The sequence below is a fragment of the Brevibacterium sp. LE-L genome (assembly GCF_050214925.1).
In the GTDB taxonomy this organism is placed as follows: domain Bacteria; phylum Actinomycetota; class Actinomycetes; order Actinomycetales; family Brevibacteriaceae; genus Brevibacterium.
The window spans coordinates 3,047,067-3,074,002 of the sequence record NZ_CP189759.1; the positions used below are offsets into that span (position 1 = coordinate 3,047,067).

Genomic DNA, 26,936 nt, shown 5'->3' on the forward strand with positions numbered 1-26,936 from the left:
CACCGGTCGGTGCTGGCCAGTGAGGCACATGTGAGTGCGATCACTTCGAGGAGACAAGTGTCCTGGACAAACGTCGTTGCGTCTCGTCGATCTCATATTCCGGATACAGGGTCGGTGCCCCGTGTCCGTACCGCGGCGGGTGAGCCCTCACCGAGGCGGGGAGGAATGGCGGAGGGCGCCGATCGCAGGATCTGCGATCGGCGCCCTCATCGGCCGAATGGCGACTGAGCACCCGCGAACGGGTGGGGCCGCCTCGGCGATATCAGCGTTCGAGGTCTCCGCGGATGAACGCTTCGACCGCTTCGTGGGCGGCGTCGTCGTCCTGCTGTTCCGGGGGCGACTTCATGAAGTAGGAGGATGCGGAGATGAGAGCTCCGCCGATGCCGCGGTCGAGGCCGATCTTCGCGGCACGCACGGCATCGATGATGACGCCGGCGGAGTTCGGGGAATCCCACACCTCGAGTTTGTACTCCAGGGACACCGGCGCGTCGCCGAAGTTGCGGCCCTCGAGACGGACGAAGGCCCACTTGCGGTCGTCGAGCCATTCGACGTAGTCGCTGGGTCCGATGTGGACGTCACGGTCGGACAGCTGCGCCGAGGTGTTCGAGGTCACGGCCTGGGTCTTCGAGATCTTCTTCGACTCGAGGCGCTGCCGCTCGAGCATGTTCTTGAAGTCCATGTTGCCGCCGACGTTGAGCTGGTAGGTGCGGTCGAGGACGACGCCGCGGTCTTCGAACAGCTTCGCCATCACCCGGTGGGTGATGGTCGCGCCGATCTGGGATTTGATGTCGTCGCCGACGATCGGGACGCCCGCGGCACGGAACTTCTCGTCCCACTCCTTGGTTCCGGCGATGAAGACGGGCAGGGCGTTGACGAAGGCGACCTTCGCGTCGATGGCGGCCTGAGCGTAGAACTCGACTGCCTGCTGGGAACCGACGGGCAGGTAGCACACGAGCACGTCCGCTTCGGCGTCCTTGAGTGCCTTGACCACGTCGGCCGGGTCACGATCGGATTCGACGATCGTGTCGCGGTAGTACTCCCCGAGCCCGTCGAGGGTCGGTCCGCGCAGCACCTCGATGCCGGTCGGTTCCACATCGGTGAGTTTGATGGTGTTGTTCTCGCTGGCGGTGATCGCCTCGGCGATGTCGACGCCGACCTTCTTACCGTCGACGTCGAAGGCGGCAACGAAATCGATGTCACCGACGTGATAGTCCCCGAACTCCACGTGCATGAGGCCGGGCACCTTCGTCCCCGGGGCCGCGTTCCGGTAGTACTCCACACCTTGGATCAGGGAGGAGGCGCAGTTGCCCAATCCGGCAATCGCGACTCGTATCGATTTCGTTGCCACATCTCTCCTTTGTCTTTTCGGGTCTCACCGGGCGGCAGGACTGGTCCCACGGACGGTTTCCCCAAGCAGGTCCTCATGATTGCGGGCCCGCCCATCCATAATAGTGACCCCGTCAAAATGCCGAGCATCGGCATCCGATCGCGGCAGCCGTCGTCTCAGCTGACGACCAGCGGTTCGAGGACCAGGTCCGGGTGATTCTTCTGCACACCCTGCAGCCGCCACCGGTCGGAGAACAGTGCGAGCAGCTCTCCGTCCGAACGGTGCAGCACCTCGACCGAGCGTTCCCGGGCCAGAGTCGGCACGCATTCTGGTGTGGTGCGACGGGCCAGCGAGAAATTGAGCCGTTCGAGGGTGCACGGGGCGTTGAACTCATTTGTCATCCGGTCTTCGGCGACTTCGAACTGCATGGGGCCGACCGCACCGAGCACCGGCGCCTGATCTCCGCGCAGCTCCGAACGCAGCACCTGGATGACGCCTTCGTGGTCGAGCTGTTCGATGCCGCGGCGGAACTGTTTGTACTTCGAGGAATCCTTGGCCCGGATGACCATGAAGTGCTCGGGAGAGAACGTCGGGATCCCTGGGAATTCGACCTTCTTGTCGAGGTAGAGCGAATCTCCCACACGGAGGGCGGAGGCGTTGACGAGGCCGACGACGTCACCGGGGAAGGCCTCGTCGACGACGTCACGGTCGCGGCCGAAGACCTGCTGCGCATACTTCGTGGCGAAGGGTTTGCCGGTGCTCGCATGGGTGAGGACGCTCCCGCGTTCGAACACTCCGGAGCAGACGCGGATATAGGCGAGCCGGTCACGGTGGTTCGAGTCCATTCCGGCTTGGACCTTGAAGACGAACCCGGAGAACGGGGCGTCCACGGGACGGGGCTCGTCATCTCTGTCCAGGCGTGCCTCGGCGGCGGGGGCGAAGTCGACGAGCATGTCGAGGAGTTTGTGGATGCCGAAGTTGAGGACTGCGGAAGCGAACATCACCGGGGTCGTCTTGCCGGCAAGGAACGTCTCCTGGTCGTGGTTCTGGTCCTCCATCTCCAGCAGATCCGATTCGTCGACGGCCGTGGCCCAGGCATCGCCTTCGAGCTCCGCGGCGGCGTCGGCGGGGAAGCTCTCCTCACCGGCGATGGTCGCACCGCCGTCGGTTCGGGTGTACTTCGTGTATTCGCCGGTGGTCCGGTCGAGGACACCGCGGAAGTCTCCCGACTGACCGACGGGCCAGGTGATCGGGGTGGGCAGGAGGCCGGTGCGCTGCTGGACTTCGTCCATGAGCTCGAGCGCGTCGAGGCCCGGTCGGTCCCACTTGTTGACGACGGTGATGATCGGAATGTTGCGGTGAGCGCAGACCTCGAAGAGCTTCATCGTCTGCGTCTCGAGGCCTTTCGCCGCGTCGATGAGCATGACGGCGCAGTCGACGGCCGAGAGCACCCGATAGGTGTCTTCGGAGAAGTCGGCGTGACCGGGGGTGTCGACGAGGTTGAACACGGCATCGCGGTACTCGAACTGCAGCGCTGCCGAGGAGATCGAGATGCCGCGGTCCTGCTCCATCTGCATCCAGTCGGAGACTGTGGCGCGGCGGCCGGCCTTGCCGTGGGTGGCTCCCGCCTGCCCGATGGCGCGTGCGTGCAGGGCGAGCGCCTCGGTGGTCGTCGATTTGCCCGCGTCGGGGTGGGAGATGACAGCGAACGTGCGGCGGCGGGCCGCCTCGTGTCGGATGTCCTTGTCGGAATACTGGCCAGAAGTCACCAAAATATCCTATCGTTCTTCTTCTCCGTCCGGCGTGTCCGTTCAGTCACAGTGGCCGGGGCTGAGGTTCGCGGAAGGGCGGAGCGTCCAGCGTCTTGTCGGATTCTGCCCATATGCTGGTGGCGATGTCTGAGGAATTCGTTGAATATGCCGGCCGTTCGGAACCGAAGGAACGCTGGCTCAAGGCCCTACCGCTGATCGTCGCGGGCGTGCTCGGTGCACCGCTGCTTGCGTTCGCCATCATGTTCTCGCTTCAGATCGCCCAGGTGACGAAGTACATCTTCGATATCGGCACCTCCGGGTGGGAGGCCGCCGGCCTCGTGCTGCTCAGTCTCTCCGGAGCGTTCTGCGTGGTCTTCTGGATCGGGTTCCTCTTCATCGGCACCCGTCGCCGCACCTGGAAATGGCGCACCTGGTGGGCGGTCGCCGCGTTCCTCGCCGCTGCTGTCGTTCCGATGTGGGCTGCTGTCGACTGGCTGGTCCATCCGGCGGCCTGACCGCAGTCCCTCTGTCTGTCCGCCGTCCCGCCGCCCGACCGCCGGCCCACCGCCTGACCGCCGTTCCTCACCGCTGCGGGCACTCCGCACTCCCAGCGGCACCTCCTCCAGCTGACGGCCGGTGTCAGAGCTGGGCGAGAGCCTTCGCGATGCGCTTCTCCGACACCGGGTGTGCGGTGCCCAGCGAATTCGCGAACAGTGAGACTCGCAGCTCTTCGAGCATCGTGACGACCTCGACCCACGCAGCGGGGAGAGACACGACGAGCTGCGACCACTCGGCCTTCGCCAGCGGCGGGAAGCGGTTGCCGATCTTCTTGACCACATCATCGCCGCAGCCGGTCACGCGGTCCATGAGCTGCTTGTCACGGATCGGTGAATCCTGCATTCCGCCGATGCGCACCACTTCGGCCTGCACCCAGCGGGGCAGCTCGCGCAGCATCTGCGGAGTCATCGCCGCCACTGCCGCCGCGCTCGTCCGCGATCCTCTCCATGCCTTCACATCGGCGAGGTTGGACAGGATCGTCAACGAGGAGGCCTTCGACACGAGCTTGTCGAGCTCGGTTGCCGCGTTGAGCGCCTTCAGCAGCGACGACAGCAGCTCGACGCAGCTCAGCGGCAGCTGGGCGTGAACGTCCGTGCGCAGTCGCGCGAATTGCTCCGCCGTGGACACCCACGAGGACTCCGCCGGACCCAGCCTGTCAGCCACGAGTCCGCGGATTCCGACGCGGACGAGGCTGGTGAGCAGTTCGTCTGCGGACTTCTGGTGACCGGCGAGGATGAGCTTCTCCTCGGTCGTCAGCCCGTCCTGGAGGTATTTGAGCGTGTCACCGGTGTGCAGTGACAGCAGTGTGATGAGCGCTTCTCGGGTGGCGATCCGGGCTTCGAGTGCGGTGTCGAAGGCCACGAGGTCGACGGATTTCGACCGATCGGCCAGTCCGGGGACGGCACCGGCCGCTGCCTGGTCCGGGTCACCGAGTTCGCCGAACGACCACTCCGTCTGCCCGGTCTTCGGTGTGAACGAGGTCTGCTTCTGCCGCGCCTTGCGCACCTGCGGTTTGGCTCGAGTGCTCAGTGCGGCGAGATCTTCACCGAGCCCGACGGTCTTCGTCCCGTCGACGACACGGAACGTCAGCCGCAGATGAGCGGGGATCCGCGAGCGGTCGAAGTCGGCGGCAGTGACCGTGATCGGCACCAGATCGTGCAGGCCTCCCCCGCCGGCACGCTCGCTCAGATGCGCGGCGAGCACTTCCGGCAGACTCCCTTGGTATGGGGTCAGCGCCGGCAGAATCTCGCGGGCCACGTCGGGCGCGGGAACGAAGTAGCGGCGTTTGTTCTTCGGCAGCGACCGGATATAGGCGGCGACGAGTTCTTCGCGCAGCCCCGGCACCTGCCAGCTGAAGTCTTCGACGTCGACGGCGGGAACCGCCTCGGCGGGGATTTCGACGGTCACCCCGTCGTCGGTGCTTCCGGGGTCGAAGGAATAGCGCAGCTTGGCCCGGGTGCCGTCGGCCAGTTCCCATTCCATCGGGAAATCCGAGGCCACCGAGGCGGTGAGCTCTTCGCTGTCATCGCTGAGCAGCACCGAGGTGGTGAGGTCGAGCAGGTGGGAGTCCCGTCGCTTCTGCTTCTTCCACCACGATCGGAAGTCCGCCGCCGAGGTGATCCCCTCCGGAATCCGTTCATCGAAGAATTCGAAGAGGGCATCGTCCTGGTCGAGCACGCGGCGGTTGCGTGTGCGCGAAGCCAGTTCTTCGGCGTCGTCGATGACTGCGGCATTGTGGTCGAGGAACCCGAAGCGTTCGTGCCAGTCGCCTTCGATGAGTCCCTTGCGGATGAACATATCGCGGGCGGCTTCCCGGTCGAACTGCCCGTATCCGACGCGGCGGTCATTGACGAGTGTGACTCCGTAGAGCGAGATCTTCTCATAGACCATCGAGGCACCGGCCTTCGTCGACCAGTGCGGATCCGAATGCTGTCGGGTCACCAGATCACCGGCGGCCTCAACAACCCAGTCCGGGTCGATCGCCGCGACCGTGCGGGCCCACAGGCGGGAGGTCTCGACGAGTTCGGCGGCCATGACGAAGTCCGGGTTGACCTTGAACAGTCCCGACCCCGGGAAGATCGCGAAGCGGGTGCCGCGAGCACCCTGATAGTCCTTGTGACGTTCGGAACGGGAGCCGATCATCGTCAGCAGCCCGGTGAGCAGGGACCGGTGGATCGCAGCGGCATGCGGGTCGAGCTTCACGGCGGCCACCTGTTTGCCGGTCGCCCCGGCAGAGCCGGTGAGCCCCTGCTTCTTGGCACTGCGTTTGGCCGCACTGAGCTCGGCGAATCCGATCTTGCCCGACCCAGAGCCCGCAGAGCCCCGGCCGGACGGGCGGCCGGCCGGGTCAGCCTGCGACTCATCGTCCGTCGGCTGCCAGACGGACTTCTCGATGCGGATCCCCGCCGAGCCGAGCAGCGAACGCAGCTGTCCCACGAGGTCCTGCCATTCGCGGATGCGCACGAAGTTGAGGAACTCGGTCTTGCACCGGCGGCGGAACTTCGACGACCCCATGTCGGCCTGCAGGCTCTGCAGGTAGTTCCACAGGTTGAGGTAGGACAGGAAGTCGCTGCCGCGATGGGTGAACCGGGCGTGTTTCTCATCGGCGGCGGCACGCACCTCCGCGGGACGTTCTCGCGGGTCCTGGATGGACAGAGCGGCGACGATGACGGTGACCTCTCCCCCACATCCGGCTTGCGCACCGGCGATGACCATCCGGGCCAGTCGGGGGTCGATCGGGAGCACGGTGAGTTTCCGACCGATCTCGGTGACGTGGATTCTGCCCGTGCTGTCGCTGGTCAGGGCCCCGAGCTCGGTGAGCATCGTTCGGCCGTCACGGACGGCTCGGGCCTCCGGAGGGGTGAGGAACGGGAAGTCGAGGATCTCCTGGTCGCTGGAGGCGAAACCGAGCGACGCCATCTGCAAGATGACGCTGGCGAGGTTCGTGCGCAGGATCTCCGGATCAGTGAACTCAGGTCGGGATTCGAAGTCCTCTTCCGAGTACAGCCGGATGCAGATGCCTTCGCTCGTCCGCCCCGACCGGCCCTTGCGCTGGTTGGCACTGGCTTGGGAGATCCGCTCGATCGGCAGCCGCTGCACCCGGGTGCGGTTGGAGTACCGGGAGATGCGGGCGGTGCCGACATCGATGACGAATTTGATGCCGGGCACCGTCAGCGAGGTCTCAGCAACGTTGGTGGCCAGCACGATGCGAGGACGCGAATGCGGTTGGAAGACCTTCTGCTGTTCCCCGGCAGAGAGACGGGCGAACAGCGGCACGACCTCCCAGCTGCTCATTTTCGGACGACTGCGCAGGTGGTCTTCGAGCGCCTCGGCGGTATCGCGGATCTCGCGCTCGCCGGAGAGGAAGACGAGGATGTCGCCGGGGGCTTCGGCGGCGAGCTCGTCGACGGCGGAGATGATGCCTTCGGTCTGCTCCTCGACTCCCGTCGCGTAGTTGCCGGAATCGCCGGGCCCCTCCAGGTCATCATCGCCAGCGGCCGGGTCATCCCCGAGCGGACGGTAGCGGACTTCCACGGGGTAGGTCCGACCCTCGACAGAGATGATCGGAGCGTCATCGAAATGGGCGGAGAACGATTCCGGGTCGATCGTCGCCGAGGTGATGATGACCTTGAGGTCGGGGCGCCGGTGGAGGACCTCCTTGAGGTAGCCGAGGAGGAAGTCGATGTTGAGGCTGCGTTCGTGCGCCTCGTCGATGATGATGACTTCGTAGTCGCGCAGCAGCCTGTCGCGGGAGAGTTCGGAGAGCAGAATGCCGTCGGTCATCACCTTCACCCGGGTGGAGTCGGCGACCTGCGCGGTGAAGCGCACCTGGTAGCCGATGGTGTTGCCGAGTTCTTCGTCGAGCTCGTCGGCGATGCGTTCCGCCACGGTCCGGGCAGCGATCCGCCGCGGCTGGGTGTGTCCGATGAGTCCGTCGACGCCGAGTCCGAGGTCGAGGCAGATCTTCGGCAGCTGCGTGGTCTTGCCCGAACCTGTCTCGCCGGCGATGATGACGACCTGGTTGTCCCGGACCGCCTCGGCGATTTCGTGTCTCGCGGCGGTGACGGGCAGGTCTTCGGGGTAGGTGACGGTGACCGGGTGTGCCGTGCGGGCGTCCCTGAGCCGAGCCCGGCGCTGCTGGTGGTGTGCGGCCGTGGACTTGCGTCGCTGCTGCGAGCGCCCACGTCCGGTGTTCCGGCGCCGAGGCGGCTGCTGAGGGTTCGTGTCCGTTGGCGTGGTCGACGGGGACGGGTTCTCTTCTGCCATTGCGTCTCCCAGCTTAGCGTCATCCCCGCCGAGGCGGTGCGGAGCCGGGCACGGTCGTCAGCTGCTCTGCCCCTGCGGTTGGTCTGCCCCTGCCCCGGCTCGAAACCGGTCGGCGATGCTCCGCAGCACGGGCTTCATCGCGGCATCGTCGCTCATGTCGGCAGCCGTCCATACCCACCGCACACGGTCTACCGCTATCCTCGAAGTGTGAGTGACCATAATTCTGCCGAGGACTCCCGCAGCCGCATCGCCCGCCGGGTCTTCCCGGACGGAGTCGACCCGGACCCCCGTTTCACCCTGGCCAACGAACGGACCTTCCTGTCCTGGATCCGCACCGCTCTGGCCTTCATCGGCGGCGGAATCGCGGTCGAGGCCTTCACCTCGGAGATCTTCTCGACCACGCTGCGCGCCACCTTGTCGATCGTACTCATGGTCATCGGCTTCGTCCTCGCCGCCGGCGCCGCTTTCCGGTGGCACCGCATCGAATCGGCGATGCGGCGCAAGACCTCTCTGCCGCTGCCGCTCATCATCCCCATCGTCAGCCTCGCCACGGCGCTGGGTGCCGGTCTGCTCGTCCTGGTCGTCGCCGGTCTGCTGTGATGGCCTCCCGACCGCCCCGTCCGCAGCCGCACTCCGACCCGGCACTGCAACCGGAGCGCACCACGCAGTCGTGGCTGCGCACAAGCCTGACGATGACGGTCGTGAGCCTCGTCTTCATGCGGTTCGTCAATGTCTTCCAAGGCTGGTCGGTGGCGATCTTCGTCATCTGCATGGGCCTGGCGATCGTAGCGATCGCCATGCAGGTCAGGCGCTACCGGCTGGGTTCCGTCTCGATCCGATCCGAGCGCGGTCGTCCCACCCCGTGGGCCGTGGCATTCCTCACCACCGCGGTGTGCCTCATCGCGGCGCTGAGCATCGCCTCGGTCATCAAGATCTCCCTGAGCTGAGCCGCGGGCCCGCCCTGGCGCCGACCAGCAGACTCGCTCGACTGGGCCCGTACCCTCGCGAGGCTCGCCCGACTGCATCCGCATCATCGCGACGCAGCGTGACCGTCTCCGATCGATCCGGTGTTCCTCGTTGTGAGACCGCAGTTCGGGTCGCAGATCCACCTGCATAGACTTGAGCACATGAAGGATGCACGCGAAGTCTCCACCGCCCCACTCGTCGCCGTCGGTCTCATCGGCGGCTTCCTCACCGCCCGCGAGACCGGGATCCGTCCGCTCGGCGGCGTCGTCCTCGCTGCGGCCGGTGCCTATGCCGCCCGCTCCTGGTATGTGAAGAAGGGGTGGCCGGCAGCGACCGGGCTCGCCCTGACCTACCTCGGCGGCTTCGGTGCCTCGCATCCCTTGGCGAAGAAGATCGGCGCCTGGCCGTCAGTGCTCGCCGTCGGAGCCGTCAGTGCGGCCGCGTCCTACCTCGTGTCCGATATCGCCGAGGCGGACTGACTGACACGCCGGCCGCCGAGCACAGCTCGATCGACCGGCACACCGACTGACCGACCGACTCAACGACCGACCACCGGGTCGCAGGAAGCGAGGACCCCGAGTAGCCCATGCTGGCTGTGTTCGAAGGTTTCGCCGTCATCGCCGGAGTCATTCTCACCGGATTCGTCCTCGGACGGTCCGGCGTCCTCGGACCCCACGGCCAGCAGGTCATCGCGAAGCTCGTCTTCTACGCGGGCACCCCGACGCTGCTCTATGTCACCGTCGCCGACACCGACCTCGGGCTGATCTTCAACACGGCTCTGTTCGCCACCGGCGGTTCGGCCATCATCGTCGGTCTCCTCCTCTTCGTCCTCACCCGCTGGATTCGCCGACGCAGCACCGGTGAGGCGATGTTCTCCGCCTGGGCGACCAGCTACGTCAACATCGGCAACCTCGGCATCCCGATCGCCGCCTACGTCCTCCACGACATCGGCTACGTCGCTCCCGTCCTGCTCTTCCAACTGCTCGTGCTCGCACCGATCGGCATGGCTGTCCTCGACGGGGCGGGGAAGAAGCAGGTCGACTCCCACTGGTACACCACGGTCCTCCAAGTGCTGAGAAACCCGATCGTCCTCGGCGCCGCAGCCGGTGTGGCCGCCTCGGCGACGGGCTTCGAACTGCCGCGGTTCATCTTCGAACCCATCGACATGATCGGCGCCACTGCCGTACCCGGAGCGCTGCTGGCCTTCGGCATCTCCCTCAAGGACGGGTGGGCCCTGCCCGTCAAGGGCACGCGCTCGCAACTGACATACATCACCGTCGCCAAACTCGTCGGTCAACCGCTCATCGCCTGGGTCATCGGCGGTCCTCTGCTCGGCTACGAGGGAGTCGACCTGTTCGCGATCGTCGTGACTTCGGCCCTGCCGACCGCGCAGAACGTCTACATCTACTCGATGCAGTACCGGCAGTCCGAGGCGCTCATGCGCGACGCAGTGTTCATCACCACCGTCCTAGCGGTGCCCGCCCTCGTCATCATCGCCGCCCTGCTGGGTTGAGGTTCGTCCGCCCGGGAATACGCCCGGCTGCGGTGAAATCGGCCGCCGTGGCGTGTCCTGCCCCGCTCAGCCCCTCGGGTCGCTGACAATGGGGGTGTGTCCAGAGACGAGAAGAACGAGACCGAAGACCTCCTGAGCAGGCGGATGAGTTCAGGGTCTGCCAGTGCTGCCGAGAAGCAGTCGCAGGCCCCTCTGGAGGCGGCCAATGATCCCTCGACCGACACCGAGGCGTTCGATCCGATCACGGATCCCATCGCCGAGGATGCCCCCAAGCATTCCGCGGACGCCAAGCCCTCGACGGGCCCGGTGAGGGTGGCTCCCGCCCATTCCGCGAATCCGCACTCTCAGCCGACGACGAACACGCGGGCGACTGATCGCACCGCATCGTCGAGCACCGCCTCGGCGACATCAACCGACACCGGCACCACACGTGAGGTTCCGGAGAACGCACGCACCGCGGTGATGAGCGAAGCGGATTGGGCCGCCGTGTCGAAGGCGGCGACGTCGACCGATGCGCGGGATCCCGAAGTGCCCGAACGCCGCCGCTCGGTCCTCGACGTCATCGGCACGATCTGGATCATGCTCGCCACCCCCTTCGTCCTCTTGGCGTTGGCGGTCCGCTTCGTCGCCTCGGGCATCTTCCTCAAGATCGAATACTTCCGCCCCGGGTTCCCGGCCGATCAGTTCGGCTTCGGTTCCGCCGACCGTGAGCACTACGGGACGTATGTCGTCGACTACCTGCACAACTTCGACTCTCGGCGCTACCTCGCCGATGTCGTCATGCCCAATGGTGAGCCGGTCTTCATCTCCGATGAGCTCAGCCATATGGCCGACGTCAAGGGCCTCATCTCTCTGCTCTACCTCGTGGCGTTGGTCGGGATCATCGGATCCGTCCTCTTCGGCATCTACATGTGCCGTCGCAACGGGATGGGCATTCACGCCGGAGTGCGCCTGGGATCGATCTTCAGCATCATCGCCATGGCCGCCGTCGCTGTCGTCGCCGTACTCGGCTGGGACAGTTTCTTCCGCGGATTCCACAAGGTCTTCTTCGCCGACGGCACGTGGGAATTCTACGCCGATGACTCGCTGATCAGGCTGTTCCCGCCGCAGTTCTGGGTCGATGCGGGAATCGTCGGCGGCGGACTGTTCGTCCTCCTGGCGATCATCCTCTTCTTCACCAGCTTCACCGGGCACAAGAAGCGCCGTGCTCTGCGCAGGGCACGCAAGGAGGCCGCAGACGCGTGAGTCTCTGCTGGTGAGCCGGACACGGCTGCGGCAGGTGACCGGCGACGGACGGGCCTCAGACTCAGATGGTCGGCTGCAGATGAGCGTCGACAAGCGACAGTGCGGGTGAGAGTCCCGCTCCACGGTTCCGGCCGGGTGGTCTTTCCCCTTCCACCCGGCCGAGTCTCTGTCCGGGACCAGTCATCGACGTCGGGGACTAGTCGTCGACGGCGTCACGTCCGCGGCGGACGAGCAGCGGATCGGCCTCGAAGACGACCGAGGTGTCCTTGTCTTCGTAGTCGAACTGGTTGAGGAAGTAGCGCATCGCATTGAGTCGAGCGCGCTTCTTGTCGTTGCTCTTGATCGTGATCCACGGGGCATGATCGGTGTCCGTGCGGCGGAATGTCTCCTCCTTCGCTTCTGTGTAGTCGTCCCATCGGTCGAGGGATTCGAGGTCCATGGGTGAGAGCTTCCACCGCCTGACCGGGTCGATCTGTCGGATCGCGAACCGGGTCCGCTGCTCCCGCTGGGTCACGGAGAACCAGAATTTCGTGACGTGGACGCCGGAGTCGATGAGCATCTTCTCGAACACAGGAGCCTGGTCCATGAACGTCTCGTATTCGTCATCGGTGCAGAAGCCCATGACGCGTTCGACGTTGGCCCGGTTGTACCAGGAGCGGTCGAACATGACGATCTCCCCGTTCGTGGGCAGGTGGGAGATGTAGCGCTGGAAGTACCACTGTCCGGCCTCCCGGTCCGAGGGCTTGTTCAGCGCCACGACGCGGGCGGCACGCGGGTTGAGGTGTTCGGTGAAGCGTTTGATCGTCCCGCCCTTGCCAGCGGCGTCCCGGCCTTCGAAGACGATGACGTGTTTGGCGCCGGTGTCCTGGCCCCAGTACTGGAATTTCAGCAGCTCGACCTGCAGTCGGTATTTCTCGAGTTCGTACGTCTCACGATCCATCTGCTCCCCGTACGGGTACCCTTCACGCCAGGTTTCGACGGCGCGGCCCATCGGGTCGATGAGGTGAGGATCCGTGGTCTGACTGTCCTCAACAGCGTAGCCTTCGAGGCGGAGTTTGTCGATGTACTCCCGCAGATTCTCTTGGAACAGGTTGTTCACGAGGTCCTTCCCTTCCGATGGCGCCACGGTGTCGTGCCTCGTGCACGCTAACGCGGCGAGGTGAATATCAGGTTATGCGATCGATGTCCCGTCTGGGGATGATACCGATGCCCAGCAGGGGTGCGAGCGCGATGAGCCCGAAGGACAGCGGGTAGCCGAAGACGGTGACGAGTGCGCCGAAACCGGGGCCCAGCAGCGCCGACATGACGAACTGTCCCGTGTTCTGTGCACCCATCGCCTTGCCCGACCAGCGGGGGCCGGCCGCCTCGGCGACCGAGGCGAAGGCGAGCCCGTTATCGGCCACCGACACCGCCGAGGCGAGGATGAACACGATGGCCGCGGCGACGGGCAGCTCCTTGAGCGAGAGGACGGCGATCGCCGCGACACAGACGACAGCGGCGATCGCGACGATGCGCATGAGCCCGACACGCGAGCCGACGCGGTCCGAGAGTCCGCCGACGAGCATGCGCCCCAGGGCTCCGACGATCTGCGCGGTCGCGACCACCGCGCCCGCGGTTCCCGCACCGATGTCGTGGACGGCGATGAGCCACACGAGACCGTAGGTGGAGAACGCGAACTGCGGGACGACGAGGAGGGCCGAAACCGCATGGATACGCCACAGGAAAGAATCGCTGCGGTAGGGATTGAGCATCGAGGCGGAGTCCCCGCTGCCCTCCCCCGCCGAGGCGGCCCCCGGCCGGTCGGGGTCACTCCGAGACACGACCGGTCCGGCTGGGGCGGGGCTGCCTGGTTCAGTGGCGCGGTCGAGGACGGCCACCTCGGTGCGGGTGGGTTCCTGCTGGGGCGGGTTCCGCACGAGGGCGAAGCAGATGAGCGCGAGCGCACCGGTGACGGCCGCGACGTACCAGAGGTAGGCGGGGAAGCCGCCGGCCGCGGCGATCGGTGGGATGGTCACGGCCGCGACGCTCGTGCCCAAGGGCTGGGACATCTGCCGGATCCCCATGGCCAGCCCGCGGCGGTGGCGGGGGAACCAGCCCGTGACGACACGGCCGCTGGCCGAATTCACCGACGCGGCAGCAGCGCCGGAGGCGGCGATGACGAGGACCATCCAGATCGGTGAGTCGACGACGAGGACCGCGGCGGCCGAGAACACTGCGGTCAGTCCGATGCCCAGGGTCATGGCCAACCGCTCCCCGTAGCGATCGGCGAAGGCACCCCACGCGATGAGGGTGAGGATGAGACCGAAACTCGGGGCGGCGGCCACCGTCCCGGCTTGGGTGAGTGTGAACCCGAGGTCGGAGTGCATATACGGGATGAGGAATGCCGGCCCCGCAATCGCGATCGTCGCCGCCATCTGCGTGAGGACACCGATGATGAGGATCACCCAGGCCTGCCGGCTCGGTCCGTTCATCGTCATTGGTTCAGGCTAGCCGCGGCCTCGGGCCGTGCGCGGAATGTCTCAGATCGCGGTGGCATCGGTTTGCCGATAAAGTGTGTTCTGAGCATTCCCCCCTATAGCCCAATCGGCAGAGGCAGTCGACTTAAAATCGATTCAGTCTGGGTTCGAATCCCAGTGGGGGGACCCTACAAAATGCATCTGACCTGCAATGATGCTTTCCAAGCGGATGAGCTGATTCCGATAAGGAGTCGAGAACCCCACGGTTACCCATCTTTTTCGTTTCGGTTCTTGCCGAATCGATCGAGGATCTCCGACATGTCGGGAGCCGCGGTCGCCTTCTTCACATAGTGCTTCGCAGTGACTGCTGTACCCGAGTGACCAAGCACAGCAGCAGCCGCTTCGAGAGTCGCTTCGGCGTCGATGAGTGTGGCTACGGACTTCCGGAATACATGCGGCGAGATCTGGCCGTCACTTTCGATATCCTTGAGCGCAGCTCTCAGCGTTCGCCGATAGTTGTTCGGCCATTTCCAGGTGCCTTTGCCGGATGGAAAAACCGCGTTCGATTCAGTGGGAATCGCCTCGACACTGCGGCGAAGCAGCACCTCCACGGCAAACGCAGGCAGAGTGAGAATCCGGAACCCACTCGAGGTCTTTGTATGCGATTGCCGGAGAAGCCCTTTCTTCTTGAGGTAAACCAGCGTGCCCGAGACCGTCAAGGTTGGCTGGTCCCCGAGGTCGACATCACCCCATCGCAGCGCAAGAACTTCGGAGATTCGAAGCCCGGTTGCCAACATCACATCGACGACATCGAGCAAATCACTCCCCCGCCGCGGTCCGCGGTAACCCACCCCGTCTTGCCAGGCGCGCAACCCCTCACGAAGCGCCCCGACCTCATCGACACTCATTGCCGCGACGGGCTTCTTCGGCTTCGAAGGAAGACGTACGTCCCGCACCGGATTCGACCGGACAGCGTCGTGACGAACCGCAAGCTTGAACATGCCGTTGAGCACTGACCTCGCGGTCTTCGCGTTCCCCGGCGTCACTACTGCAAGATTCCGGAGGAAGCGATCAACCCTGGACACAGTCACTTCCATGAGCATGTATTCGCCCAGAGCCGGCAATACATGCCTATTCAGGCTGTCCGTGTAACGCTCAACGGTCTGAGCCGTGCAGTTCTCAGTGAGGTCCGGGTCGGCTAGCCACAACTTCGACAGCGCGGTCACTGTGGTGCTTCCGGCTATCGAGTCGCCCGCGGAATCAACCTCGCTGCGCAGAGCCCTGAGGAGGTTGCGCTCAGCTTTGGCCCCAGACGCACCATAGGCTTCACGCTGCTTCGTCTTACCGGTGAAATCACGAAACCGTGCCCGCGCACGCCACCTATTCTCAGCAATCTCTTTTCGGGTAATCCTGCCCCACGTTCCGAGCTCCAGACGCGGTCTAGGCATTCCCATCACCATCGTCGGTGTCTTCAAGGTGCACCGTATGCTCGACTATTCCGTACTCTTCAGCCATCTTGGCGTTTGCCGCTCCATCCCCACCTGCGAGGACTTCGGCAGCTTGATCGAGCAAGCCCATGTCGCGGGCACGCTGGATGCGTCGGGAGGCTGTAGCTCGCGAGACGTTGAGCGCTTCAGCCGTCGTTGAGATCACCGGGCGTCCCTTGCCGTACCACTTCACCAGAGTTGCCACGGTGGCCGCCTCATAGATGGTGTCGTCACCAAGCACTTGACCGCCGGGCCTCGGGACCCGCCCGTTGAACTCCGGAGAATACTCCCGAAAGTCGCCGACACCTGACCGGTCAGCATCATCAATCGCCGACAGGATGTCATTGATCGCGATTTTGGAGAGGCCGCCGGTGCCGATTGCCTGGCCCCCTTCCGGATCACCAAGCAGCATTCCCGTGATTACAAAGTCCCCGTGCTCAGACTGCGCAACACGCACCCAAAGCGGAAACGGCACGCCGGAAGCATCGATGCGGTGCCAAAGGTCCGCCTGCCCTTCGGCGCGACCTATTGCCTTCCCCCAATCGCCATCAACCAAACCTTCATTCTCGGCGGGGGTCACGACTGGTACGGGGCGTCGGTCAGCGAAATTCATGGAACCCAGCCTAGCAATTTCACCAATCATCGGCAATCAGTGCAATCCTCTGATAAGATTGTTGCATCGATAGTTTTCAAACGCTGCAACACGAGGAGATGGTGACCGTGACAGCATCGACGAGCGATACACGGTGGCTGACGGCGGAAGATCTTGCTGCCGAGCTGCGGATCCCGAAGCAGACGATTTACAAGTGGCGCGTCGAAGGGTTCGGACCGACAGCACATAAGATCGGTCGCCACCTTCGCTTCTCTCGCGAAGACGTCGATGACTGGTATTCGACGATGCAAGAAGACGCCGACTCCGAATGAGGGCCTCATCCAGCGTTCGCGCTGGCCGAGCAACCAATCGATGCGGCCGTCGACAAACAACTGCGGCAACTGGGGCCGCAACCTCACAACCACCCGCCGGAGGAGGAAATTCAGTGACTGAGAACTTTGACAACACGGATCCTGAACCCCAGAACGATGGGGGACGCAATATTTGGAAACGACTCGATCTGCTGTTGAGCTTCGCCGAGAGGCAGACACGCGACGCCAACCATGACGATCCGAACTCGCTCTTGTGGGCGCTGAACTACCTCTGGGAGGTCGAGTCACTGCTTCAGCAGGAGCTCGACTACGCGGTCATATCTTTGAAGGAGTTCTGGCGCTATCGGTCCACAGACATCGCGGCGGCGATGGGCACAAAGTGGGAACATGACCGCAGTCATCTGATCATCGCAGTCCCAGACAATGGACTGTGTCAAGTTGTTTCGACAGGAGAACACTATTTCCTCAAGCAGCCCGGTCGGCTGCCGATGATTCCGTCTCGGTGCGATCGAAGAACGACTCCATCGCCCGGGCAGGGATCTCATAGCCCAACGCCGAGTGACGCCTCTTCCGGTTGTAGAACACCTCGATATACTCCGCGACCGCCAGCCGTGCCCTTGCGCGAGTAGCGAATCGCTGACGATGGAACATCTCATTCTTCAACGAAGCGAAAAACGCCTCCGCGACCGCGTTGTCCCAACACACCCCAGTCCTGCCCACTGACAAGCGAACCTGCATCAATCGTGCGACTTCCGCATACTCCGCAGAGGTGTACTGGCTGCCTCGATCCGAATGCGCTATTGCGCCCTCGGCAACGTATCCGCCCTGGTAGGCGACCTTAAGAGCATCGATGATCAGACTCGTGCGCATATGCTTCGCCGTCGCCCACCCCACCACCATCCGGGTCGTGAGATCGATGACCGTGGCCAGGAACAACCACCCCTCACCCGTCTTCAGATAAGTGATGTCGCTGACCAGATGCGTCGTGGGTACCGGCGGGTTGAACTCCCGCCGCACCAGATCCGCCCTGTCCTGGGCATCGGCGGCAGGGATCGTGGTTCGCTTCGTTGCCCGGGGTTGGACACCCGCGATCCCGAGCTCGCGCATGATCGCAGCGACCAACCCCAGCGAAACGGTGATCCCTTCGGCTGCGAGATCCTTGTGGATCCGGCGAATGCCGTAGACCTTGTTCGACGCCAACCACAGGGCGTAGACCCGGTCGGCGACGATCTGGCGGCGACCACGCCTGGACTCAGGGTCCGGTTCGGTGTCCTGCCGGTTCTTCCACGCATAGTAGCCGGTGCGCTCAATTCCCAGAATCTGGGTCATCAAGGTGACGGGGAAGGCGCCTTCTTCGGTGTGGATCAGCTCGTACTTCGCGCTCACGGCTGTTCCTTCGCGAAGAAGGCCGCGGCTTTTTTCAAGAACGCGTTCTCCTGCTTCAAACGAGCGATTTCCTTGGCCATCTCGGCCGGGTCATCACTGTTGGCGTCGGGAGCGCGTCGAGCTGATCCGGAGCCGGTTCCTTCAGTGCCAGTGGCCTTCGCGACCCACCGGCCCAGCGTCGACTCGTTGATGTCGAGGTCGCGGGCGACTTCGGCTCGGGACTTCCCGAGGTCGGTGACCATCGCGACGGCGTCGGCCTTGAACTCCGAGGTGAACTCTCTGCGGGGCCGCCGCGGGGATTGGCTGGTAGTCATGTGCAGCAGTTTCCTTTCATCGGGTTCTGCTGTCTACTCAAATCATGACACCCCAATCAGCCCCAATGCCTGATCGTCACTGAGTTCGGTGGTGACGCTGACCATCACATGCCCCTTTCGTTTTCCTCTAGACAATCATGTTCGTCAACAGGTTCTCCAGGCATCACTGGCCGCTGACGTGGGGACCCATTCAGTCTCCCCACGTCAGTGGCCAGTATGAGAAAAGCAATCTTCACCCTCGTCGCCGCGGCCATCGCCGCATTCTTCCTCTACACGAACGTCGTCGACACTGACTCCACGAAGGCCGCCGATGAAGCCGCACCGGCCGGCCCTTCAGTCTCTGTCGAACTCAACGACCTCATCGGATCGGATGGTACAGCCACCATCGGCACCGTGGACCGGCAGAAGGCCACCGCCCTTATCGCATCACTGGAGACCAAGGAAGCCTCATCGATGGACGGCTACGATCGTGTCCCGCAGTACGGAACCTGGCTGACCGGTGATGATTCGTCAGACCCATCGTTCTGTGGCGACACGCGAAACGACATCCTCAACCGAGACTTCGACGACGTCACCTATTCCCACGACGATGATTGCCAAGTAGCCACCGGCACACTTGATGACCCCTACACCGGTGAGACCATCGAATTCACTCGCGGCCCGTCCACCTCCTCAGAGGTTCAGATCGAACACATCGTCGCACTCGGGTACACCTATCGCATGGGCGCCAAAGATTGGTCCCAGGACAAGCGCGAAGCAATCGCGAATGATCCCGACAACCTCATCGCTGTCGATGGTCCGGCCAACCAGTCGAAGTCCGACCTCGGCCCCGAAGAGTGGATGCCCACCGACTCAGGCAACCCCGCCTACGACTGCACATTCGTTGCCAGGTACGCATTCGTCGCCGACAAGTACGAACTACCTGTGACACCGGCAGATCGCAAGGCCATGACATCGACGATCGAGACCTGTGAGAACTGATCAGGTCGATCTATTCAATAGATAGCGGGCATCGTCTCTGACGCCATGATCGTGCTCATGGCACACCATTCTGCAGACCGCCCCCGGCGACCAAGAGTCTATTCTTCTGAACCGTGCAAGAACCTGTTGCCCCCATTTTTCATAGTTTCATTGCATGCCCAATGCGCAATATTGCCTGATAGGCAATATTATTCTAAGCTGACGTCATGACAACAGGGCTGAGGGAGAGTAAGAGACTTGCACTGCGAAATAGCCTGAGCCTCACGACTGTGCTTCTTGCTCGAGAACGGGGCCTGAGCAATGTGAGGGTCGTCGATATTGTCAACCGTGTGGGCGTGTCTCGGCGAACATTCGGCAACTATTTCTCCAGCAAGGAGGATGCTATTGCCGATCGCCATGTCTCGCGCACCCAAGCCGCGGCGGACGCTTTGTCAATCCGACCGGCCAGTGAACCAATATGGACAGCAGTGACGCACGTGATTCTCGAACCGTACAAGACGGAATCGAAACACACATCTCCGTCGCAGTCCGAGCGCGACGAACTTCTTCAAATACTCTCTGACCCAGAAATGCAGTCCGCGGTCGACCGCGGAGCTCGGGCTGCTACTGCAACGCTCGGCGCAGCAATAGCACGTCGGATCGGCGTGTCAACCACGACCGATCCACGCCCCTGCCTCGTTGCAAACGCGGCACTATCAACTCTATTAACCACGTTGGAACACTGGCTCGGACTAGAAGAGCCCCAGCCGCTCCTCTCCCAGTTGTCCGAGTCCTTTCGACAACTGGGAGCGGGTCTAGATCACACTCTCTGAGCCACACATTATTCACCCAATCCAGAAGGAACTCTATGTTTGATGTCATAATCGTCGGCGGTGGCCCAGTCGGCGTGTTCGTTGCATGCGAACTCAAACTCGCAGGTGCAAAACCACTCGTGATAGAACGACTCACTAGCATCAGCCAAGACGACAAAGCACACGGTTTGACCGGACAAGTCGTTCGTTTGCTTGATCACCGTGGATTGTTCGAACGAGCCAGCGGTACATCGATTCCAGAAGCTGCTCCAGGGTTCTTCTTCGGCGCAATGCCCCTTCCACTGCATATGCTGGCCGACGATAACCCCATGCATTTGTTGCCAATTAATCAACGAGATTTTGAACAAATGTTGAACGTTCGTGCCGAGGAACTAGGCATCGAGATCCGCCGAGGCATCGAAATGAAGTCGTTTACGCAGGCGGATGACCATGTCGAAGTCACCCTGTCGGATCTAGAAGCTGGGACCGAATCGATTATCACCGCTGACTACCTGATCGGCAGCGACGGGGCCAGGAGCAACGTACGGAAGGAATCCGGGATTGGATTCCCCGGTCATACTGACCGCCATATAGTCGATCGCACCGCGTTGATCGCTCCGTCCAACCAGTTCATTCCGGTCGATGGAGGCGAGGTAGATGTAGCTGGACTTGGGAGAATTCCGGGAACCTTCTACAGAACAGAGCAGGGCGTATTCACGATCGCCATGCTGGACCCACAGAATCCTGTAGTACACACCATGGAATGGGAAGAGGAACCTGACGGCAATTGCCCGGGAACTGGTACACGCATGTCCATGGCTGAGATGGAAAACAGCATCGAAAGAGTCATTGGCGCGCCAGTGAAACTGACACCTCCACCGATTGGCCGCCCAACTCTGCTGCGTCGGCTCAGTGGACGCAATACTCGCTTGGCCGAACGGTACCGCGACCGCCGTGTCTTCCTCGTTGGCGACTCTGCCCATGTGCACTCCGCTGCAGGCGGCCCTCTGTGTCAGCCTTAGATGAGACACCCGGATGGTCCGGTTTGGTGTCGTAGAGGGCGGGAGGAGGTATCCCCGCGATGAACACAACGATGACAACTCCGATCGAGTCGAGGCATTCTGGGGGTATGGATGAAGTCCCTGACCCGCAGGTCCCGCCCAAGGCCTGCCGGCGTCGCTACAGCGCGAAGTACAAGGCCGAGATCCTGGCAGAGTACGAGAATGCGGACCGCGAAGGCAGAGGCGCGTTGCTGCGCCGGGAGGGCTTGTATACCTCGCTGATCAGCGCCTGGCGAGACCAGCGCGACCGCGGAGCCAAAGAGGCACTGGGTCGCTCCGGGGGCGCGGCACCGGCCACAGCAGCCCAGAAGGAAGCCGCGCGGTTGCGGAAGGAAAATGAGCGGTTGCGGTCGGATCTGGACAAGGCCGAGGCGGTGATCGAGGTCCAGGGAAAACTCTCAGCGCTGCTGGACCAGTTCTCGACCAGCAGCAACGACAAGCCCGAGAAGCGATGATCGACGAGACGATCACCGAGCTCACCGAGCTGGTGGGCACCAAAGCAGCCTGCCGGGCGGTGGGACGGTCTCGGGCCACCCACTACCGCCGCCATCGCCAGTCCCCGGCACCGCCGCGTCAGCGCCGCGAGCCGGCCCGGCAGCCGCGGGCCCTGACCGAAGCCGAGGAGGCCGAGGTCTTCGCGGTCTTGCACTCGCAGCGGTTCGTGGACATGGCCCCGGCCGAGATTCACGCGGTCCTGCTCGATGAGGGTGTCTACCTGTGCTCGGTCTCGACGATGTATCGCCTGCTACGCCGCCGCGGCGAGGTCCGTGAGCGACGCCGCCAGGCCACGCACCCGCCCCGGGTCAAGCCCGAACTCGCAGCTGAGGGCCCGAATCAGGTGTGGTCGTGGGATATCACGAAGCTCCACGGTCCGGTGAAGTGGACGTACTACTACCTGTACTCGATCATCGATATCTTCTCCCGCTACACGGTGGGATGGATGGTCGCCCCCGCCGAGTCGGCGGCGCTGGCCGAAAAGCTGCTGGGCGAGACCATCGCCAAGCAGGACGTGGACCGTGATCAGCTGACCATCCACGCGGACAACGGCTCCTCGATGGCCTCGAAACCGGTCGCGTTCCTGCTGGCCGACCTGGGCGTGACCAAGACGCATTCCCGCCCCCACTGCTCCAACGACAACCCGTACTCAGAGTCGCAGTTCAAGACGTTGAAGTATCGGCCCGAGTTCCCCGAGAAGTTCGGCTCGATCGAGGACGCCAGAGCGTTCTGCAGCAAGTTCTACCGCTGGTACAACACCGTCCACCGCCACTCCGGGATCGGCATGCACACCCCGATCGACGTCCACCACGGCTACGCCGCCGAGATCCGGGACCACCGCGCCAGCGTCCTCGAGAAGGCCTATATGGCCCACCCCGAGCGGTTCGTCCGCCACCACCCAGTCCCGCCGGCATTGCCCACCACAGCCTGGATCAACCCGCCCGACCAGGACGAGAAGACCCCGCCAGCAAACTCAACGACGAAGCTCAGCAAGTGACCCAAAAAGGTTGACAGGTTCCGCGGACCCGGTTTGAATCTTGCTCTTCAGGATGCCGCGAATCTGGCGTGGAAGATTGCCGCCGACATCGACGGCTGGGCACCCAAAGATCTACTCAGCACATACGAGTCTGAGCGTAGACCGTTGGGAGACAGAGTCTTCATGCAAACTCAAGCACAAACGGCTCTAATGTCCCCGGGCTCCGACGTCACCGCGCTTCGAGAACTCTTCAGCGAGCTTCTCAACAACAAAGACAATCTTCAGCTCATCGCGGACCTGATTGCTGGATCTGACGTTCGTTACAATATGGGAGACGGAGAACTGGCAGGCTGGTTCGCGCCGACGATCGAACTGACGCTCTGCGACGGACACAAAGTCCGACTGGCCGAACTCTTGCGTTCTGCACGACCGATTCTCGTCGATACTACTGGAGGAACGCTCGTCAGCAGCGCTGCACCGTGGAGCCAGCGGGTCGACTACATCCAAACAGTCCAGACGACCACAATGCCATCGATGTTGATTCGACCGGACGGCTACGTCGCATGGTCCGGCATTGACCAGTCAGTTCTTTACGATCATCTTAAGCGATGGTTCGGACCACCTTCTGGCCGATAGACCGGAGCGTTGACTGTCCAACATTGGTCCACGAAATAGAGAATGTCCTGAGGTGGCTGCTACTTCGGCACCCTAATGTAACGTCGTGGAGCTTTCTGGTCAAGAAGCCATCTCGCGGCCATTTGTGGGCTACTCGGCCCAAAATTGAGTTTGACCGTTGAGTTCGGCAATCCACCCCAGTAGCGAAATATATACTGAGTCGGTTGCCTGCTGGCCCCACCTTTGTTGAATTCTGTATCGGACCGGAACAACATCCCGAATGTGGCTAGGGCATGTCTCCTTTATCGGCGGAGCCATGTCAGGATCGCGCTGAGCACGACTGCCGCTCGATAGGTGATGGCGAGCTTGTCGTATCTCGTCGCTAGCCCTCGCCATTGCTTGACGTAGGCAAACGAACGCTCGACGACATTGCGGTTCCGATACGCGGCGGCATCGAACGCCGGCGGTCGCCCACCTTTGCTACCGCGCTTCTTTCGAGTCGCGATCTGGTCTTTCTTCTCCGGGATCACTGTGCGGATTCCACGCGAACGCAGGTAATCGCGGTTGCCTCTGGACCCATAGGCACGATCCGCCAGAACGGAGTCCGGGCATGTGCGAGCACGCCCACCACCAGCCCGGGGCACTCGAATATCAGCCAGGACCTGCGGCAGAATCACCCCGTCGTGACGTTGCCCGCCGGTGACCACCACCGCCAAAGGCCGACCCTTACCGTCGACGGCATGGTGGATCTTCGTCGTCAGCCCACCACGCGAGCGACCGATGCCGTGCCCGGCCGGCTCACACTCCGAATCGGGAGAATTCTTGTAATTCGACGTAGCCCCCTGTGTCTTGGTCAGGGCGTGTCGTGTTCGTTGCATGCTGGTGGGCACGGTTGATGGTGCCATCGACGGAGACGTTCCAATCGATGTCACCGGCAGCATCGGCATCAGAAAGCACGTGGGCCAGCACACGGTCCCAGGTGCCGTCGGCGGCGTAGCGGCGGTGGCGTTTCCATACTGTCTGCCAGGGGCCGAAGTGCTCGCGTGGCAAGTCGCGCCAGGCGGTGCCGGCCCGGTATCGGTAGACGATTCCTTCGACGATTCGACGGTTGTTCTCAAACGGTCGGGCTCTTTTGCCGACGTTTGAGGGCAACAGTGGTTCGATTTTCTCCCACTGCTCATCAGTGAATACTCGGTGTCGTTGATTTGTCGTCATGAACCCACCGTGTCAGTCCTGGAATCGTCAATAAAGGAGACACGCCCTAGGGCGCGTTGAACAAGTCCGACAGGTTCCGATGGACAGTTGCTCGGGGTTGGCGCCGGATCTTACTGAGTGAGCTGGAGCACCTTGACCGCGCTCCGCGAAAGCCCGGTGAACATTTACTTCGACCTCTTTGAGCTGCGCAGATAGGCTTGGCGTCATGAGCTGGATAGTGCGCACGAAGAGCGAGGCTTACCGCTTCCGGAACGCTGGGCGCATCGAGGTGGAGCAGACCGGGTCGTTGCACCAGGGGGATCCGATGCTTGAGTGGGGATCTGTCACAAAGACTGTCACTGCCCGGATTGCAGAGCTTCTTGACCGTGAGGGCTCGATCAGTTTGTCATCGCCCGTGAGCGAGTTTCTGCCGGAGACAGGACTCCCGAGGGAAGTGGATGTTCGCAGTCTTGCGGAACACACCTCGGGGCTACCGAGGCTGCCCAAGGGAATGATCAAGACTACGGCCGATGCTCGCGATCCTTACGCGAAGTACACCACTGAGCGCTTCGACTCCGACGTTTTGCCTGACATATCAGAGCAACTGCGCGGCCCTGTGGGCTCGTTCGAGTACTCGAATCTTGGATACGCGGTCCTCACGCGTCTGCTTGAGGTGGCCACCGGGAACGACTGGTGGACGCTCGCGGAGCGACACGTCTTTACCCCGCTCGGAGTCACGGACGTCTCGATAGACCCAGATCCAAATAGTGTTCCCGTCCTCCATACCTGGACTGGCCGCGCGTGCAGGCAGTGGAAGCTTTCTGGTCCATTCGTCGGCGCGGGAGGCCTCCACGGCACCTTCGATGCGCTCGAACGGTACGCCATTACCCGCGCACAGCAAACGCCTGGGGAAAAACCATTCGGGTGGGGGGATGACGGAGAACAATACTGGCATGACGGGGGAACCTTGGATCATGCCGCGTTCGTCGGGATTTCCTATGACGGGTTGAAGGCGGTTACTGTGCATACTCTGGGGCACAACGCAGGGCGGGTCAACAAGACCGCTGCACGCCTCAAGCGAAATTCTCACAGGGCATCGGCTACCACCCGCTTGGCAGGCTAATGACCTCGGTCTTGATCCAGATCAGCGTGGTAGCGAGGCTGATGCCGGCGCGGTAGTTGCGGGCCAGCTTGTCTGAGCGCATCGCGATCCCGCGCCACTGCTTGAGGCGATTGAAGCACCGCTCGACGACGTTGCGACCCTTGTAGCGTTCTTGCTGCTGGTGGCCGAAGTCGATGGGGCGGCCAGGCTTCCTGCGGCGGTGAGCGATCTGGTCGTCGCGTTCGGGGATCGTGGCGGCGATGCCCCGGGCGCGCAGCCATGCTCGGTTCGCCTTCGACGGATAGCCCTTGTCCGCGAGGACACGCTCCGGCCGGGTTCGAGGCCTGCCCTTGCCGGCGCGAGGGACGCAGATGTCCTCGAGCACGGCGGTCATCATCGTGGTGTCGTTGACGTTCCCTCCCGTGATCACCATCCCCAGCGGCCTGCCGCGCCCATCGGCGACGAGATGCAGCTTGGTGGTCAACCCGCCACGAGAGCGCCCAATAGCGTGGTCAGGCGGTTCGATCCACGGATCCTTGTGATTCGAGAGAGCCCCCTCGTCCCGCTTCAGTGTCGCGCCGTGCTGATGCACGCGCGCGATCGTGGAATCGATCGACACAACCCAGTCGACCTTCCCGGCCGCGTCTGCCTGCTTCTGCACCTCAGCCAGCAGCTTCTCCCAGGTGCCATCCTCAGACCACCGGGCAAACCGCTTGTAGATCGAGTTCCACTTCCCGAACCGCTCCGGCACATCCCGCCAAGGCGCACCCGTGCGGTATTTCCACGCCATCCCCTCGACCGCGAGCCGGTGATCCGACCACGGCCGAGAACGCCCCGACGCCGTCGGCATCAACGGCTCCATCACAGCCCACACCTCGTCCGAGATCTCGCGTCGCGCCACCACCCAAGACTCGCCCGCACGAACACGACACCACTTGATCAACGCGCCCTAGTTCGTCTCGGGATCCGAAGCACTAATCGGCTCGCATCGTAACGATCGTTGGCCCGAGAGCCAGCCAAGCTCGAGGCGAAACCCGTGATCGATCGAACATGTTGCGACAATACCCATGAAGACCATGAACGCGGCCCCGGCATCTGAAATCATTGAACAACTTCAACTCGGCGGGCCTCTTCAGTCGAGGTCACGCTCCGAGGCCGACGACCGATTTCCAGAATCAAACTCGATAGTGCCCTCAACGAGTCTCGTCGACACCATCCCACCCAGCGCTCGTGAACGAACCCCTCGGCTACTCCGAAATACGTCTGTCGATGTCGTGCGACACTGTCGTGTCGCTTGACTGCGCACCGTAGTGCACTGTTCCTGCAACGTGTAATCTACTGAACATAGACTTTTGTTCGTTAAGCCGATACCCTGAACATGCCTTTCACGAACTTCCCCCGAGAAGGACCTTCATGCATACGAAGCTACTCACACTTTCGGCAGCCGGATCCCTGGCGTTGGCGGTGAACATCGGCCTTCCACCCGCCTCCGCGTCGCTGCACTCCGGCGATCCTGAAGTCTCTGAGT

General features: G+C 63.0%; 23 protein-coding genes and 1 tRNA gene. 14 read left to right on the forward strand and 10 right to left on the reverse strand.

Going from position 1 to position 26,936, the window contains the following annotated elements:
- Nucleotides 1-262 precede the first annotated feature (262 nt).
- Together ACQE2J_RS13805 and ACQE2J_RS13810 are read right to left on the reverse strand one after the other, a co-directional pair.
- Nucleotides 263-1,348, reverse strand: a complete 1,086-nt coding sequence (locus tag ACQE2J_RS13805; RefSeq protein WP_135537947.1) for an inositol-3-phosphate synthase — start codon at nt 1,346-1,348, stop codon at nt 263-265.
- A 155-nt stretch (nt 1,349-1,503) separates the two neighbouring features.
- On the reverse strand, nt 1,504-3,096 hold the full coding sequence (locus ACQE2J_RS13810) for a peptide chain release factor 3 (RefSeq protein WP_426936490.1): 1,593 nt from the start codon (nt 3,094-3,096) through the stop codon (nt 1,504-1,506).
- A 125-nt stretch (nt 3,097-3,221) separates the two neighbouring features.
- Here ACQE2J_RS13810 and ACQE2J_RS13815 point away from each other — a divergent pair, with 125 nt between their 5' ends.
- Nucleotides 3,222-3,593: a hypothetical protein gene (locus tag ACQE2J_RS13815; protein ID WP_426936491.1), complete on the forward strand. Its 372-nt coding sequence runs from the start codon at nt 3,222-3,224 to the stop codon at nt 3,591-3,593.
- A 124-nt stretch (nt 3,594-3,717) separates the two neighbouring features.
- Here ACQE2J_RS13815 and hrpA read toward each other — a convergent pair whose 3' ends face one another.
- On the reverse strand, nt 3,718-7,902 hold the full coding sequence (hrpA, locus tag ACQE2J_RS13820; protein WP_426936492.1) for an ATP-dependent RNA helicase HrpA: 4,185 nt from the start codon (nt 7,900-7,902) through the stop codon (nt 3,718-3,720).
- 207 nt (nt 7,903-8,109) lie between these two features.
- On the opposite strand from hrpA, the gene ACQE2J_RS13825 reads away from it, so the two are divergent.
- The 5 genes from ACQE2J_RS13825 (at nt 8,110) to ACQE2J_RS13845 (ending at nt 11,626) form a co-directional block, all read left to right on the forward strand.
- Entirely contained in the window at nt 8,110-8,502 is a 393-nt protein-coding gene (locus ACQE2J_RS13825) for a YidH family protein (RefSeq protein WP_135537939.1), read from the forward strand.
- The gene (locus ACQE2J_RS13830) at nt 8,502-8,849 is read left to right on the forward strand and encodes a YidH family protein (RefSeq protein WP_135537937.1); all 348 of its coding nucleotides are present in this window, start codon (nt 8,502-8,504) and stop codon (nt 8,847-8,849) included. Before ACQE2J_RS13825 ends, ACQE2J_RS13830 begins: the two co-directional genes overlap by 1 nt.
- Nucleotides 8,850-9,029: 180 nt before the next feature.
- Nucleotides 9,030-9,347: a hypothetical protein gene (locus tag ACQE2J_RS13835; protein WP_135537935.1), complete on the forward strand. Its 318-nt coding sequence runs from the start codon at nt 9,030-9,032 to the stop codon at nt 9,345-9,347.
- Nucleotides 9,348-9,454: 107 nt separating this feature from the next.
- On the forward strand, nt 9,455-10,381 hold the full coding sequence (locus ACQE2J_RS13840) for an AEC family transporter (RefSeq protein ID WP_426936493.1): 927 nt from the start codon (nt 9,455-9,457) through the stop codon (nt 10,379-10,381).
- Nucleotides 10,382-10,477: 96 nt separating this feature from the next.
- Entirely contained in the window at nt 10,478-11,626 is a 1,149-nt protein-coding gene (locus ACQE2J_RS13845) for a TIGR01906 family membrane protein (RefSeq protein ID WP_426936494.1), read from the forward strand.
- Nucleotides 11,627-11,822: 196 nt separating this feature from the next.
- Here the strand turns inward: ACQE2J_RS13845 and ppk2 are convergent, their stop codons facing one another.
- Nucleotides 11,823-12,725, reverse strand: coding sequence for a polyphosphate kinase 2 (gene ppk2 / locus ACQE2J_RS13850; protein WP_135537929.1), 903 nt, complete (start codon nt 12,723-12,725; stop codon nt 11,823-11,825).
- A 67-nt stretch (nt 12,726-12,792) separates the two neighbouring features.
- A complete protein-coding gene (locus ACQE2J_RS13855) occupies nt 12,793-14,103 on the reverse strand; it encodes an MFS transporter (RefSeq protein ID WP_135537927.1) in 1,311 nt (436 codons plus the stop codon).
- Nucleotides 14,104-14,194: 91 nt separating this feature from the next.
- Here ACQE2J_RS13855 and ACQE2J_RS13860 point away from each other — a divergent pair.
- Nucleotides 14,195-14,268 (forward strand) — tRNA-Leu (locus tag ACQE2J_RS13860).
- Nucleotides 14,269-14,348: 80 nt separating this feature from the next.
- Here ACQE2J_RS13860 and ACQE2J_RS13865 read toward each other — a convergent pair.
- Both ACQE2J_RS13865 and ACQE2J_RS13870 read right to left on the reverse strand, forming a co-directional pair.
- Nucleotides 14,349-15,557 (reverse strand): tyrosine-type recombinase/integrase, encoded by a 1,209-nt coding sequence (locus ACQE2J_RS13865; RefSeq protein WP_135537925.1) that lies wholly within the window; start codon nt 15,555-15,557, stop codon nt 14,349-14,351.
- Nucleotides 15,523-16,182: a hypothetical protein gene (locus ACQE2J_RS13870; protein WP_426936495.1), complete on the reverse strand. Its 660-nt coding sequence runs from the start codon at nt 16,180-16,182 to the stop codon at nt 15,523-15,525. The genes ACQE2J_RS13865 and ACQE2J_RS13870 overlap by 35 nt, the downstream gene beginning before the upstream one ends.
- Before the next feature lie 107 nt (nt 16,183-16,289).
- Here ACQE2J_RS13870 and ACQE2J_RS13875 point away from each other — a divergent pair, with 107 nt between their 5' ends.
- Nucleotides 16,290-16,493: a helix-turn-helix domain-containing protein gene (locus ACQE2J_RS13875; protein ID WP_240689594.1), complete on the forward strand. Its 204-nt coding sequence runs from the start codon at nt 16,290-16,292 to the stop codon at nt 16,491-16,493.
- Nucleotides 16,494-16,958: 465 nt separating this feature from the next.
- Here ACQE2J_RS13875 and ACQE2J_RS13880 read toward each other — a convergent pair.
- A protein-coding gene (locus ACQE2J_RS13880; RefSeq protein ID WP_426936496.1) for an IS3 family transposase occupies nt 16,959-18,193 on the reverse strand; the annotation gives its coding sequence in 2 pieces (ribosomal slippage) (nt 16,959-17,908 and nt 17,908-18,193; 1,236 coding nt in all).
- Nucleotides 18,194-18,409: 216 nt separating this feature from the next.
- Here ACQE2J_RS13880 and ACQE2J_RS13885 point away from each other — a divergent pair.
- The 5 genes from ACQE2J_RS13885 (at nt 18,410) to ACQE2J_RS13905 (ending at nt 23,133) form a co-directional block, all read left to right on the forward strand.
- A complete protein-coding gene (locus ACQE2J_RS13885; RefSeq protein ID WP_135542781.1) occupies nt 18,410-19,174 on the forward strand; it encodes an HNH endonuclease family protein in 765 nt (254 codons plus the stop codon).
- A gap of 206 nt (nt 19,175-19,380) precedes the next feature.
- Nucleotides 19,381-19,986, forward strand: coding sequence for a TetR family transcriptional regulator (locus ACQE2J_RS13890; protein ID WP_135542783.1), 606 nt, complete (start codon nt 19,381-19,383; stop codon nt 19,984-19,986).
- A 35-nt stretch (nt 19,987-20,021) separates the two neighbouring features.
- Nucleotides 20,022-20,987 (forward strand): FAD-dependent monooxygenase, encoded by a 966-nt coding sequence (locus tag ACQE2J_RS13895; RefSeq protein WP_426936497.1) that lies wholly within the window; start codon nt 20,022-20,024, stop codon nt 20,985-20,987.
- Nucleotides 20,988-21,058: 71 nt separating this feature from the next.
- A protein-coding gene (locus tag ACQE2J_RS13900) for an IS3 family transposase (RefSeq protein WP_425120636.1) occupies nt 21,059-22,518 on the forward strand; the annotation gives its coding sequence in 2 pieces (ribosomal slippage) (nt 21,059-21,416 and nt 21,416-22,518; 1,461 coding nt in all).
- Between the two features lie 33 nt (nt 22,519-22,551).
- A complete protein-coding gene (locus ACQE2J_RS13905; protein WP_426936498.1) occupies nt 22,552-23,133 on the forward strand; it encodes an FAD-dependent monooxygenase in 582 nt (193 codons plus the stop codon).
- Nucleotides 23,134-23,414: 281 nt separating this feature from the next.
- On the opposite strand, the gene ACQE2J_RS13910 is transcribed toward ACQE2J_RS13905, so the two are convergent.
- Nucleotides 23,415-24,327, reverse strand: a protein-coding gene (locus ACQE2J_RS13910) for an IS5 family transposase (RefSeq protein ID WP_240690162.1) whose coding sequence is annotated in 2 segments (ribosomal slippage) — nt 23,415-23,954 and nt 23,956-24,327 — 912 coding nt in all. Because the reading frame shifts where the segments join, the coding sequence is not laid out codon by codon here.
- 205 nt (nt 24,328-24,532) lie between these two features.
- Between ACQE2J_RS13910 and ACQE2J_RS13915 the strand changes: the two genes are divergently transcribed.
- The gene (locus tag ACQE2J_RS13915) at nt 24,533-25,429 is read left to right on the forward strand and encodes a serine hydrolase domain-containing protein (protein ID WP_114382993.1); all 897 of its coding nucleotides are present in this window, start codon (nt 24,533-24,535) and stop codon (nt 25,427-25,429) included.
- Here ACQE2J_RS13915 and ACQE2J_RS13920 read toward each other — a convergent pair.
- Entirely contained in the window at nt 25,407-26,312 is a 906-nt protein-coding gene (locus tag ACQE2J_RS13920) for an IS5 family transposase (RefSeq protein WP_101602041.1), read from the reverse strand. The two genes, ACQE2J_RS13915 and ACQE2J_RS13920, sit on opposite strands and share 23 nt — an antisense overlap.
- Nucleotides 26,313-26,936: the final 624 nt, after the last annotated feature.

What these genes read in the sequence shown, in the direction of transcription:
- ACQE2J_RS13815 (WP_426936491.1), top strand. Translation starts at nt 3,222, where the DNA reads ATGTCTGAGGAATTCGTTGAATATGCCGGCCGTTCGGAACCGAAGGAA.
- hrpA (WP_426936492.1), bottom strand. Translation starts at nt 7,902, where the DNA reads ATGGCAGAAGAGAACCCGTCCCCGTCGACCACGCCAACGGACACGAAC.
- ACQE2J_RS13830 (WP_135537937.1), top strand. Translation starts at nt 8,502, where the DNA reads ATGGCCTCCCGACCGCCCCGTCCGCAGCCGCACTCCGACCCGGCACTG.
- ACQE2J_RS13835 (WP_135537935.1), top strand. Translation starts at nt 9,030, where the DNA reads ATGAAGGATGCACGCGAAGTCTCCACCGCCCCACTCGTCGCCGTCGGT.
- ACQE2J_RS13840 (WP_426936493.1), top strand. Translation starts at nt 9,455, where the DNA reads ATGCTGGCTGTGTTCGAAGGTTTCGCCGTCATCGCCGGAGTCATTCTC.
- ACQE2J_RS13855 (WP_135537927.1), bottom strand. Translation starts at nt 14,103, where the DNA reads ATGACGATGAACGGACCGAGCCGGCAGGCCTGGGTGATCCTCATCATC.
- ACQE2J_RS13870 (WP_426936495.1), bottom strand. Translation starts at nt 16,182, where the DNA reads ATGAATTTCGCTGACCGACGCCCCGTACCAGTCGTGACCCCCGCCGAG.
- ACQE2J_RS13885 (WP_135542781.1), top strand. Translation starts at nt 18,410, where the DNA reads ATGAGAAAAGCAATCTTCACCCTCGTCGCCGCGGCCATCGCCGCATTC.
- ACQE2J_RS13890 (WP_135542783.1), top strand. Translation starts at nt 19,381, where the DNA reads ATGACAACAGGGCTGAGGGAGAGTAAGAGACTTGCACTGCGAAATAGC.
- ACQE2J_RS13895 (WP_426936497.1), top strand. Translation starts at nt 20,022, where the DNA reads ATGTTTGATGTCATAATCGTCGGCGGTGGCCCAGTCGGCGTGTTCGTT.
- ACQE2J_RS13915 (WP_114382993.1), top strand. Translation starts at nt 24,533, where the DNA reads ATGAGCTGGATAGTGCGCACGAAGAGCGAGGCTTACCGCTTCCGGAAC.